The following is a 12,424-nucleotide window of genomic DNA, read 5'->3' as shown; positions in this document are numbered from 1 at the left end:
GTGATTAATTGCATAAAAAGGAAAAAACAATCAAGGATATTAGAAATTCTATGAAGTGCGGTTAAAAAATGGAAAAATTAAAGGTGGGATTATCACCCACCTTAATTCTCTTAAACCGCCTGAAACTCGATCAACATGGCACTTTGCGGATCTAACACAGGAATGGTTAATCCCACATAAGCCAGCCAATCGCTTTTCACGGTTATCGCTTTCCCATCAAAACTGTCTCTCAACCATTGCGGGAAAGTTTTCATTAAATGCCCGGCTTGCCCTGCCACGATATAATCAGGAATAGAAATCGCCTTAACCTGATAAGTGGCATTAGGTTTAAGATAAGGCACACGTAATTTGCCCATTTGCTTATAATCAGGCATATCCAATTGGCTAATTAATACCACAGCATGAGATTGATCTTTAGACACCACGCCATTAATCAACGTATTTTCATCATGATAATCCAAACGGAATCCGTCACCACTATGCAACAACGGACGCAATTGTTTATGCAAGGCAATATATTTTGCAAAACCTGCACGTTCTTCTTCAGATTCTTTCACAGGATCTAACTCCACGCCCATATGTCCAAACAATGCAGTTAAGCCACGGAAATCAAAAGAAAAATGGCGATGCGTGGTTTGGCATGGTGCGCCACCAATATGCGCGCCAATCACTTCCGGTGGATAAAAATAACTCATTCCGCGTTGGATTTTTTGGCGGGCTAACGCATCATTATTGTCTGACGTCCAGAAACGTTGCGAACGCTTGAGAATTTCAAAATCCACACGCGCGCCGCCTGATGAACAACTTTCAATTTCTACCTGCGGATAGCGTTGTTGCAAAATGCTAAATAAACGATAAGTGGCTTCCGTTTGTGCTTTAACGGCGGCTTTACCTAAATGCCCCGGTTGCACTAAACGGCGGTTATGATCCCATTTTATGTAATCAATTTGATGTTCACCCAGTAACCAATCCATACGTTCTAAGAGATAATTAAAGGCATCCGGGTTCACTAAATCCAAGGTATATTGATGACGTTCTTCAGGTTGATCATAGCCGTCTAATTGCAATAACCAATCAGGGTGTTGTTCATACAATTTGCTGCGCTTATTAATCATTTCCAACTCAACCCAAATCCCAAATTGCATACCTAATTTTTTCACAGCATCAATCACCGGCGTTAAACCATTGGGATATTTTTGCTCATCAAGGTACCAATCCCCCAATCCGCCGAAGTCATCATTGCGCCCCACAAACCAGCCGTCATCAATAATAAAACGCTCTACCCCCATTTCTGCCGCTTTTTCTGCCATGGCAATAATATGGGCAGGCTCATGATTAAAGGTGACCCCTTCCCAAATATTTAAATGCACTGGACGAACAGGTTGGTGGAAGTGCAAAATATGCTGACGAATATGATTGTGGAATTGTTGCGACATGCCATTCAAGCCCGTATCCGAATAGGCCGCATAAACCCAAGGGGTTGATGTAGATTCCCCTTGTTGCAACACAATTTCCCCCGGAAAATATAAGTTTTCTAATTGCGCAAAACGGCGACCGTCAATTAATACATCGGCACGAATACGGTGGTTCCCCGACCACGCCAAATGAAAACCCCAAACTTCGCCTTGTTGTTGACTAAAGTGCGGTCGTCCTAACACAAGATTTGGTGCGTATTCGTGAGACGTGCGACCATGACGATTTTCTTGGGTAAATGCACCATGTTTTAAGCGTAAGCGATTTTCTTGCAATTCACGACACCAGCGTCCATAAAAACTCAGTACTTCATCTGCATATTCCGGCACAGGCAACGTGACCGCTAAACGGTTCACGGTAAACTCGCCTTCCGCTAAATTGGTTACCGTATTGCGGAATTTAAACACCCCATTTTCATCACCTTCAATTTCTGTTTTAAAGGCTAACTGCGCGATAGGATCTTCTGCCTCAATCACTAAATGATTGCCATTTTTCACCGCACTTTTCGTCACAAAAACCGGCGCCCAATCATAACTGTTTCGATGTCCTTCTAAACTGGAACAACCAAAATAGCCACGTCCATTTTCTGCGGCAAAGGTCACGGGAATATCCACATCCAGACTCCCATTTGCCACACCACGATCAATGGCGATAGCATCGAATTCAGAAATATCATCAATATTAAGGTGTTTACCCCAATAAAGAATTTCAGCCGGTTCTGTACGAATAATTAAATCTGTCTCTTTGCTTGTTAATCGAATAATTTCACTCATAGCTTAAATCCTTAGTTTACTTTACGATATTTATCTAATAAGGCGATGTTCACTTTTGCCAATAGATCACCGTGGAGTTTGTAATAGCGGAAGTACACAAATAATTTGATCGCATAGAAGAAAATTGGCAAACCGATCATAATCATTTTCATATAGAACAACGTGGTTTCGCTTTGTGGCTGGTTAGGTACATAATCAATCGCCGTTAACAACACACCAATTAAGAAAGCGGATACTGCTGAGCCTGCTTTAACCACCATTGTTTGCACCGCATAAGCAATACTTTCAGAACGGATCCCTAATTTATATTCACCGTAGTCCACCGTATCTGCCACCATAATCACTTGTAATGTCCAGAATAAAGCACTACCGATTTGCATAAAGATACCGGCAAGAATAATCAAGAATACGCTGACATGATCCGTAATCCCTGTGTAAGCTAAAATGGCACAGCTAATAATGGAACATACCGAAATGCTGATCCACAATTTACGGCGTGAAAATATTTTGGCTAAACGCGCAAATAACACAATCACCGCCAGGTTCGCAATACCGGCATAAGACATATAGTATGGGAACATTTCTTTATCGCCGACTACGTAAGTAAAGTAGTAAACCGCGAAACCGGAAATAATATTTCCTGCAATGTTGTAGCAAAGCGCCATCACTAACAAACTGGATAACTGGTCATTGCGTGGAATCAATGACACCAAGGTTTTAAGTGGCACTTTATTTTGTGGTTCGTTGGTTTCAAGGGCATCAGAAGAATATTTTTCTTTCACATTGACCAACGTAATAATGGTTGAAAGCACAAAGAACGCAATAATCACCAAGGTAAACATTCTAAAGCCAAAACCTTTATCATCGCCGCCAACCGCATCAACAAACGGCATACAAATTCCCGCTGTGACAAAACCCGCTAAACTGGCAAAAAAACGCGGATAAGGCACAAGCTCTTCGCGTTCGCGTTGATCAAGGGTTAGAGTTGGTGTAAGCGACCAAAATGGAATATCCATTAGGGTATAAGTCATCCCCCAAAGAATGTAGGTCACCGCAATATAAACAATTAACGCATTACCGGAGAAATAATCAGCGCAGAAAAGAGAAAAGAGTGAGATTGAGTTAAGAATGGTTCCAATTAAAATCCAAGGTTTAAATTTTCCCCAACGTGAACGGGTATTATTCACAATCCAGCCCATAATAGGATCATTTAAGGCATCCCACACACGCGCAACCATAAAAATACTGCCGACAATCGCGGCGGAAACGCCCAATATATCCGTGTAATAAAACATCAAATACATATACACAATACCAATGGCAAAGTCTTTACCATAAGCACCAAGTCCAAAACTGAGTTTTGTTTTCATAGATAAACTCATACTCAACTCCTTTATTGTTATCAGTTACATCATTATTCACTGTTATCATCACAAAAAGGCAAGGGGTTTCCTATATCGTTTTCTCACGCAAAATTCCCAAAATCTCATTTTTCTAGATCCGCATAACAAAAACTGAGATTTCAGGAATATTTCATAAGGAAATAGGATTTATCGAAAAAACTCGCTATAATACCACCGCACTTCATTCGTAAAGGTTGCTTATGAACATTGAACATCTCAGCTATTTTGATCCGGAAAATTCTCTCGGCAGTAAAACCACCAGCCCATTAGCGCTCCCCTTAGACAAACAATCGCTACGCGTAAAACTTTGGCAACCGCCTGTGAATATGCCGGCACACCATTGGCACGGACATATTGAAATCAACATTCCTTTTGATGGTGATGTAGAATATTTTTATAACGGTTCATTTCTGACCATCAAAAAAAATCATATTGCTGCCTTTTGGGCATCCATTCCCCACAGTTTGGTTAATCGCAAAAATTGCACTCAAATGGCGGTCATCGATGTACCTGTTCACCAATTTCTTTCTTGGCAATTAGCGGATAATCTCGTCACGCATATTACTCACGGTGTCGTCATTCAATCTAAAAGCGCAGATCTGGCGAGTTCATTTGAAATTACGCGCTGGGAGAATGAGCTCGCTAAAAATGATATTAATCATAATCAGTTGGTCTATAGCGAAATACAGCTACTGTTAAAACGCTTAGAATTAGATGGTTGGGAACTGCTACTAAAAACGCGCTATGAACCTAATTTTGGTGGTAAATCCTCGCGCCATACACAACATTATGTGATTGAAATGCTCAATTATATTGGCACAAATTTTAATCAATCCATTACAGTTTCACAGGTCGCAAGTGCGGTGGGATTAAATGTCAATTACGCCATGGGACTGTTTCAAAGCGTGATGCAACTCACCATCAAACAATATATTACGATGATGCGCATTAATCACGCCAAAGCCTTATTGAGCGATACCGATAAAACGATGTTGGATGTTTCGCTTACGGCCGGGTTTAATTCCTTAAGTCGTTTTTATGAAAATTTCCAAAAATATACCGGTTTTTCCCCGATGAACTACCGTAAACAAATACGGGGAAATTTACCGATACATCAAGAAAATAACACAATTTTAACCCTACTTTAGAGGTATATTTATGCAACTCCCCCCACTTCAATCCGCTATCCTTATTCGCCGTTACAAACGTTTTATGGCGGATGTGCAATTCGAGAATCAAGAGCAAATCACCTTGCATTGTGCCAATACCGGCGCGATGACAGGTTGTGGTGGAAAAGGTGATACCGTTTGGTTTTCCGATTCCAAAAGCACCACGCGAAAATACCCTTGTTCTTGGGAATTAACGGAATTGCCCAATGGCAATTTAGTTTGCATTAACACACACCGCTCAAATCAGTTGGTTTACGAAGCCTTGCAAAATAAGCAGATTGTAGAGCTGGCGGATTATCAACAAATCACGCCTGAAGTGAAATACGGTGAAGAAAACAGCCGCATTGATTTTTTATTACAAGGGGAAGGCTTGCCCGATTGTTATGTGGAAGTAAAATCCATTACCTTAGTGAAAAATAACATTGGCATGTTTCCGGATGCCGTTACCACACGCGGACAAAAACATTTGCGCGAACTCATGGCAATGAAAAAACAAGGACATCGCGCCGTGGTTTTATTTGCAGGGCTACACGATGGTTTTGATTGTTTCAAAATTGCGGAATATATCGATCCTGAATACGATAAGTTGCTAAAACAAGCGTTAAAAGAAGGAGTCGAGGCGTACGCTTATGCGGGCGAATTTGAAAAAACAGATGGAATTCCCACCGCACTTTCGTTAACGAAAGCGGTGCCGTTTGTTTAGGAATAAATTATTTGAGAATTATTTGCATTTATTGTTGACAATGTTTTTGAGAACTATTATCATCTAACCATTCAAACAATAATAGATAATCACTCCAACTTTTCGGCGTTGTACTTCCCCACAGGTCAACGCCTTTTCTTTTGTGAAAAATCAAAGAACTGACCTTTTAACTCTTTTCATTTCCATTATATTCACTATAATGAAACCTTTCTTTTTTATGATATTACAATACAGGCAAAACCGATGACTGATTTGAATACTGTTCTCGCGGAACTAAAGCGCGGTGTCGATCAAATTTATTCTGAACAAGATTTAATCGAAAAATTGAAAGAGAACCGTCCATTACGAGTGAAATTAGGTGCTGACCCTACTGCACCGGATATCCACTTAGGTCATACGGTGGTATTAAACAAATTACGCCAATTCCAACAATTTGGTCATGATGTGTATTTCTTAATCGGTGACTTTACCGGTATGGTTGGCGATCCATCCGGTAAAAACACCACACGTCCGCCGTTAAGCCGCGAAGATGTTTTGCGCAATGCGGAAACCTATAAAGAACAAATTTTCAAAATTTTAGATCCACAAAAAACCAAAATCGTGTTTAACTCTGAATGGTTGAGCAAATTGGGCACGGAAGGCATGATCCGTTTAGCGAGCAACTACACCGTTGCCCGTATGTTGGAACGTGAAGACTTCAAAAACCGTTTTACCAACCAAATGCCGATTGCGATTCACGAATTTATCTACCCATTATTGCAAGGTCATGATTCCGTAGAATTGCAAGCAGACGTAGAGTTAGGCGGTAGCGACCAAACCTTCAACTTGTTAGTGGGTCGTGAATTACAAAAATCTGCCGGTCAAAAACCGCAAGTGGCGATCACATTGCCATTGTTAGTCGGTTTAGACGGCGAGAAAAAAATGTCTAAATCTTTAGGCAACTATATCGGCGTAACCGAGGCACCAAGCGAAATGTTCGGTAAAATCATGTCGATTTCAGACGAATTAATGTGGGATTGGTATAACTTACTTTCATTCCGTCCATTAGCTGAAATTGCCCAACTTAAAGCAGACGTTGAGGCAGGCAAAAACCCACGTGATGTGAAGATTTTATTAGCCAAAGAAATTATCGCCCGTTTCCACGATGAAACCGCGGCAGATGCGGCAGAACAAGAATTTATCAACCGTTTCCAAAAAGGGGCAATGCCGGACGAAATGCCTGAATTCACCTTTGAAGGCGACATTGGTTTAGCCACTTTGTTAAAAGAAGCCGGTTTAGTGTCTTCGACATCCGAAGCCATTCGTGGTGCACAACAAGGCGGTGTCAAAATTGATGGTGAAAAAATCGATGATGCTCGTCAAAATGCACAAAAAGGCACCTTTGTTTACCAAGTGGGTAAACGCAAATTTGCTCGTATTACAGTGAAATAATAGGAAAATAACTATGCCAAACAAAATTTGGGTTCTCGGAGATGCCGTTGTGGATCTTATCCCGGACGGCGAGGCGCATTACTTAAAATGCGCAGGTGGCGCACCGGCTAACGTGGCGGTGGGTGTGGCGCGTTTAGGTGTGCCAAGTGCCTTTATCGGTCGCGTAGGCAAAGATCCTTTAGGCGAATTTATGCAACAAACCTTGCGCAATGAAAACGTGAACACGGATTATATGCACCTTGATCCTGACCATCGTACTTCTACGGTGGTAGTCGGTTTAGACAACGGCGAGCGCAGCTTTACCTTTATGGTTAACCCAAGTGCGGATCAATTTTTAGACCATCACGATTTGCCGACATTCCAAGCAGGCGAATGGTTACATTGCTGTTCTATTGCTTTGTTAAATGAACCAAGCCGTACCGCAACAATTCGTGCCATGCAAAAAATTCGCGAAGTGAGCGGTAAAGTGTCTTTCGATCCAAACTTACGCGAAAGTTTGTGGAAGTCTGTGGCGGAAATGAAGTTAGTAGTTAATCAAGCGGTAGCGTTAGCGGACGTATTAAAATTCTCGGAAGAAGAATTAACCTTATTAACGGACACCACTACCTTAGAGGAAGCTTTCGAGAAAATCACCGCACTTTACCCGGAAAAACTGATCATCATCACTATGGGTAAAGATGGGGCATTATTCCACCTAAATGGTCACCGTGAAACCGTTAGCGGCAAAGCCCTCAAACCTGTGGACACCACAGGCGCAGGCGATGCCTTCGTAGGGGGCTTATTAGCCGGCTTATCGCTTAATGACAACTGGCAAGACTTGGATGTCTTAAAACAAGTTATCCGCCAAGCCAACGCGTGCGGCGCACTTGCCACCACAGCCAAAGGCGCAATGTCGGCATTACCAAATCAACAACAGCTAAAAGACTTTTTAGCCAATTAATCACAGGGGCGGATCGAAGTATCCGCCCTGATTGTTGACAAGGTTTATCTTTGAGAAATAACCTAGCACGAGCCGTGCTAGGTTCCTTAAGCCCAGCCCCGTTGGGGCTGAAAAAAGAGCCGCAGAGCGGCTCAGATTAAAGAACCCTATACGGCTCGTATAGGGTGATCCATGGTCTAGGGCTGAAAGTATCCGCCCGAATTTTTCCCGAAATATACAGGTTTTACAATGCATATTTTCAACAACGGCAAATACAAATCGCTACATGCTGCGGCAGCAGGTGAACTCACACAAATCGAAAGTGCGGTAAAAAAAGACAAAGATTTTCGGCCGCACTATCATCTTACGACACCAACAGGTTTACTCAACGATCCTAACGGATTAATTTGGGACGGCGAGAAATATCACGTGTTTTATCAATGGTTTCCATTTGATGCCATTCACGGAATGAAACATTGGAAACATTACACTACACAAGATTTTATTCATTTTACCCCCGCGCAAGATCTGATTCCGGATGAACTGTTTGAAAGCCACGGTTGTTATTCAGGCGGCGCATTATTAGTGGGCGACAACATTGCGTGTTTCTATACGGGCAACACACGCCGTCCGAGCGATAATCAACGCGTGCCGTTCCAAAACTTAGCCATTTTCGACAAAAACGGCAAATTACTGTCCAAACGTCCGTTAATTGAAAATGCGCCTCAAGGTTACACCGAACATTTCCGCGATCCAAAACCTTATTTCACCGCAGAAGGCAAAATCCGTTTTGTTTGCGGCGCACAACGTGAAAATCTCACCGGCACAGCCGTGATATTTGAAATGGATAATTTAGAGGACACACCTCGAGTTATCGGCGAACTGGCGTTGCCTGCTTTTGACAACCGCAACGTGTTTATGTGGGAATGCCCTGATTTGCTCAAAATCAAAGACAATGATGTGTTTATTTGGTCGCCGCAGGGCAAAACCCGCGAACCGCACCAATTCCAAAATAACTATCACGCCACGTACGCGATTGGGCAGTTAGAGGGACAAACCTTAAACAGCACGTATATCGCGGAATTAGATCAAGGCTTTGATTTTTATGCGCCACAAACCGTTGCCAATGTCGCTGATCGCACGATCTTGCTTGCTTGGATTGGGCAACCGGATTTAACCTACCCAACGGACGAATACAAATGGCATTCGATGCTCACCATGCCACGAGAATTGCGCATCGAACAAGGCAAAATTTATCAACAGCCGGCGCGTGAAATCTATCAAAATCTCACCGCACTTCAAGCGGTTCAAGTGGAAAATACCGCGGAAATTGCCCAATTAGACCGCGCTTATATCCAATTTGATGCGCAACAACAGCCCTTTAAATTGGACTTCTTCCACAACGAAAAAGGCGAAACCCTCACGCTTTCCTATGACGGCAAACTGCTTTGCTTAGACCGCGCCAAAACAGAACAAACGGATTGGATGGAAAAATTTGACAGCCAACGTTATTGCGAAATTGAACAACTTGAGCAAGTGGAAATCTTCTTCGACCGCTCTGTATGTGAAATTTTCCTAAACCGCGGTGAAAAAGCCATGACTTCACGTTTCTTTATTCGTGATCGTCAAAATGTGGTGAAATCTGACCGCGCTTTACGCTTAGAAATTGCACAACCAAAAGCGATTGAGATCAAATAATTGGGGCTTTCTCGTTGAGATTTAGCAAAAAAACGAGTAAAGTATTGAGCATTATTTTCAAACACAACAGGATAAAATTATGGGTAAAAGTGTTGTCATCCTTGGCGCTCAATGGGGCGATGAAGGCAAGGGTAAAATCGTTGATTTATTAACCGACCGCGTGAAATATGTGGTGCGCTACCAAGGTGGTCATAATGCAGGTCACACTTTAATCATTAACGGTGAAAAAACCGTATTACGTTTAATTCCAAGCGGCATTTTACGCGACAACGTGACCTGTTTAATCGGGAACGGCGTAGTGCTTTCACCATCCGCATTAATGCAAGAAATGGGCGAATTGGAAAGCCGCGGTATCAACGTTCGTGAACGTTTATTAATTTCTGAAGCTTGTCCGTTAATTCTTCCTTACCACGTAGCCATGGATCACGCGCGCGAAGCGGCACTTGGCAACAACAAAATCGGCACAACAGGCCGCGGTATTGGTCCGGCTTATGAAGACAAAGTAGCACGCCGTGGTTTACGTGTTAGCGATTTATTCGACAAAGAAAAATTCGCGGAAAAATTAAAAAATGTGTTGGATTACTACAATTTCCAACTGGTTCACTACTACAAATCAGAAGCCGTTGACTATCAAAAAACCTTAGACGATGTTTTAGCCATTCGCGATGTGATTTTAAGTATGGTAGCTGATGTCAGCACCATCTTAGATACTGCGCGCAAAAATGGCGACAATATCTTATTTGAAGGTGCACAAGGCGCAATGTTAGATATCGATCACGGTACTTATCCATTCGTTACCAGCTCAAATACGACAGCAGGCGGCGTTGCAACCGGTGCCGGTTTTGGCCCGCGCAACATTGACTACGTATTAGGTATCATCAAAGCTTACTGTACGCGTGTTGGCGGCGGTCCATTCACTACGGAATTATTCGATGAAGTGGGCGCTGAAATCGCACGTAAAGGGAATGAATTTGGTGCCGTAACAGGTCGCCCACGCCGTTGTGGTTGGTTTGACGCCGTAGCAATTCGCCGTGCAATTCAAGTGAACTCCATCAGCGGTTTTTGTATGACCAAACTTGACGTATTGGATGGTTTTGATGAAGTGAAAATCTGCGTAGGTTACAAATTACCAAATGGCGAAGTGGTTGATTATGCACCACTGTCAGCCAAAGACTGGGAAGGCGTTGAACCAATCTACGAAAGCATGCCGGGTTGGAAAGAAAACACCTTTGGCGTAACCGAATACGATAAATTACCAAAAGCGGTTCATAACTACGTGAAACGCATTGAAGAAGTCACAGGCGTGCCTGTTGCCATTCTTTCAACCGGTCCGGATCGTGTAGAAACCATGATTTTACAAGATCCGTTTGCAGCATAATATCTAGTTATATCACCTATAAATAAGAGCGAATAAAACTCGCTCTTATTGTTCTCTCCTTTATTTTTACTTAATCAATCTCAAAACTCCACGCAAACGATTAAATTTTATATCGACAATTTTAATTTTTCGATTACAATCTATCCTAGCTGAAAGGATTTATCCGATTTATTTATAATCTGTAACAAAAGGAAGCACTATGCAAAGACCAATGAACTTTGTAATGATTTCCCCACATTTTCCTGCCAATTTCGAGACTTTTGCAGTGAGATTGCGTGAAAGTGGTTTTAATACTTTGGGGATTGCAGACACACCTTACGAGCAATTAAGCGAAGGCTTACGCAACTCGCTAACTGAGTATTATCGTGTGGATAATATGGAAGACTATGAGCAAGTTTACCGTGCAGTCGGTTATTTTGCTCACAAATATGGTCGCATTGATCGTGTGGAATCGCACAACGAATACTGGCTTGAGTTAGACGCAAAATTGCGTACAGATTTCAATGTATCGGGCTATAAAAACGAAGATATGTTGGCAATCAAAACCAAAGCACAAATGAAAGAAGTGTTCCGCAAAGCGGGCTTAAAAGTGGCGAAAGGTCGTGTGTTTAAAGATGATGAAGACGCACGCAAACTAGCCAAAGAGCTTAAATTCCCTGTAATTATCAAACCAAATTCTGGCGTTGGGGCGAGCGATACCTACAAAATCAAAAGTGCGGACGAATTAGAAGCCTTTTTTGGTTATAAAAATGCCCACGTTGAATACATTATGGAAGAGTTCATTGAAGGCGATATCGTGACCTTTGACGGTTTAACTGATAAAGACGGCAATATCGTATTCTACTCAAGCCTTGAGTATTCTGAAGTGGTATTAGATACCGTTGAAAAAGACAACGATATGTTCTATTACGTGCCACGTGAAATTAAACAAGATTTAGTCAAATTAGGCGAAAAATGTGTAGAAGCCTTTAAAGTGCGTGAACGTTTCTTCCACTTTGAATATTTCCGTGTGAAGAAAACTGGCGAATTAATGCCACTTGAAATCAACTGCCGTCCACCGGGTGGTTTAACCATTGATATGTGGAACTATGCGAACGATTTTGATGTATTCAAAGAATATGCCAATATCGTGAAAGAAAATAAATTCTACTCAAACATCACGCACCCTTGGAATGTGGTTTATATTTCTCGTAAGGCAAACAAAAACTACAAACACAGCATTGATGAAGTATGTCAAAAATACGCTGGCAATATCATCAGCGTGCAAACTGTTCCAGGTGTGTTTGCTAAAATTATGGGCGAACACGGTATTTTGGCTCGTACTGAAACCATGGAGCAAATGCACGAAATCGTTCGTTTTGCGCAAGAGAAACAATAAGTTATATTCTATTTCCCTTTGCTAAGGCAAATGAACCGTAGCAACTGTGTTCAACAAAAAAATTTTTATTCAATTTTAATCCATAGTTTCTGTGGATAA

Annotated in this window: 9 protein-coding genes; 7 read left to right on the top strand and 2 right to left on the bottom strand. The window is 42.0% G+C overall.

Going from position 1 to position 12,424, the window contains the following annotated elements:
• Nucleotides 1-110: 110 nt before the first annotated feature.
• Nucleotides 111-2,246, bottom strand: a complete 2,136-nt coding sequence (locus tag E7T07_RS05505) for an alpha-galactosidase (RefSeq protein ID WP_135709903.1) — start codon at nt 2,244-2,246, stop codon at nt 111-113.
• An 11-nt stretch (nt 2,247-2,257) separates the two neighbouring features.
• Nucleotides 2,258-3,628: a melibiose:sodium transporter MelB gene (gene melB, locus E7T07_RS05500; protein WP_135709902.1), complete on the bottom strand. Its 1,371-nt coding sequence runs from the start codon at nt 3,626-3,628 to the stop codon at nt 2,258-2,260.
• Between the two features lie 221 nt (nt 3,629-3,849).
• On the opposite strand from melB, the gene melR reads away from it, so the two are divergent.
• From melR to E7T07_RS05465, 7 genes are all read left to right on the top strand, one after another.
• Nucleotides 3,850-4,797 carry a transcriptional regulator MelR gene (melR, locus tag E7T07_RS05495; RefSeq protein WP_135709901.1) on the top strand — a complete coding sequence of 316 codons (948 nt, stop codon included), beginning with the start codon at nt 3,850-3,852 and terminating at the stop codon, nt 4,795-4,797.
• Between the two features lie 10 nt (nt 4,798-4,807).
• Nucleotides 4,808-5,521, top strand: a complete 714-nt coding sequence (sfsA, locus tag E7T07_RS05490) for a DNA/RNA nuclease SfsA (RefSeq protein WP_135709900.1) — start codon at nt 4,808-4,810, stop codon at nt 5,519-5,521.
• Nucleotides 5,522-5,764: 243 nt separating this feature from the next.
• Nucleotides 5,765-6,952: a tyrosine--tRNA ligase gene (tyrS, locus tag E7T07_RS05485; protein WP_135709899.1), complete on the top strand. Its 1,188-nt coding sequence runs from the start codon at nt 5,765-5,767 to the stop codon at nt 6,950-6,952.
• Between the two features lie 13 nt (nt 6,953-6,965).
• Complete coding sequence (cscK, locus tag E7T07_RS05480; RefSeq protein ID WP_135709898.1) at nt 6,966-7,892, top strand: fructokinase; 927 nt, start codon at nt 6,966-6,968, stop codon at nt 7,890-7,892.
• A gap of 228 nt (nt 7,893-8,120) precedes the next feature.
• Nucleotides 8,121-9,569 carry a glycoside hydrolase family 32 protein gene (locus tag E7T07_RS05475; protein WP_135709897.1) on the top strand — a complete coding sequence of 483 codons (1,449 nt, stop codon included), beginning with the start codon at nt 8,121-8,123 and terminating at the stop codon, nt 9,567-9,569.
• Between the two features lie 79 nt (nt 9,570-9,648).
• Nucleotides 9,649-10,947 (top strand): adenylosuccinate synthase, encoded by a 1,299-nt coding sequence (locus E7T07_RS05470; RefSeq protein ID WP_135709896.1) that lies wholly within the window; start codon nt 9,649-9,651, stop codon nt 10,945-10,947.
• 199 nt (nt 10,948-11,146) lie between these two features.
• Entirely contained in the window at nt 11,147-12,325 is a 1,179-nt protein-coding gene (locus tag E7T07_RS05465) for an ATP-grasp domain-containing protein (RefSeq protein ID WP_135709895.1), read from the top strand.
• Nucleotides 12,326-12,424: the final 99 nt, after the last annotated feature.

It is taken from the genome of Actinobacillus porcinus (assembly GCF_901764995.1).
Lineage (GTDB): Bacteria > Pseudomonadota > Gammaproteobacteria > Enterobacterales > Pasteurellaceae > Exercitatus > Exercitatus porcinus.
The sequence above is the reverse complement of the archived record's forward strand: the minus strand, read 5'-3'. Positions and strand labels throughout refer to the sequence as shown.

Bases quoted from the DNA above. Each gene is read 5' to 3' on its own strand.
- sfsA (WP_135709900.1), top strand. From the start codon at position 4,808: ATGCAACTCCCCCCACTTCAATCCGCTATCCTTATTCGCCGTTACAAA.
- E7T07_RS05505 (WP_135709903.1), bottom strand. From the start codon at position 2,246: ATGAGTGAAATTATTCGATTAACAAGCAAAGAGACAGATTTAATTATT.
- tyrS (WP_135709899.1), top strand. From the start codon at position 5,765: ATGACTGATTTGAATACTGTTCTCGCGGAACTAAAGCGCGGTGTCGAT.
- E7T07_RS05470 (WP_135709896.1), top strand. From the start codon at position 9,649: ATGGGTAAAAGTGTTGTCATCCTTGGCGCTCAATGGGGCGATGAAGGC.
- melB (WP_135709902.1), bottom strand. From the start codon at position 3,628: ATGAGTTTATCTATGAAAACAAAACTCAGTTTTGGACTTGGTGCTTAT.
- cscK (WP_135709898.1), top strand. From the start codon at position 6,966: ATGCCAAACAAAATTTGGGTTCTCGGAGATGCCGTTGTGGATCTTATC.
- E7T07_RS05475 (WP_135709897.1), top strand. From the start codon at position 8,121: ATGCATATTTTCAACAACGGCAAATACAAATCGCTACATGCTGCGGCA.
- melR (WP_135709901.1), top strand. From the start codon at position 3,850: ATGAACATTGAACATCTCAGCTATTTTGATCCGGAAAATTCTCTCGGC.
- E7T07_RS05465 (WP_135709895.1), top strand. From the start codon at position 11,147: ATGCAAAGACCAATGAACTTTGTAATGATTTCCCCACATTTTCCTGCC.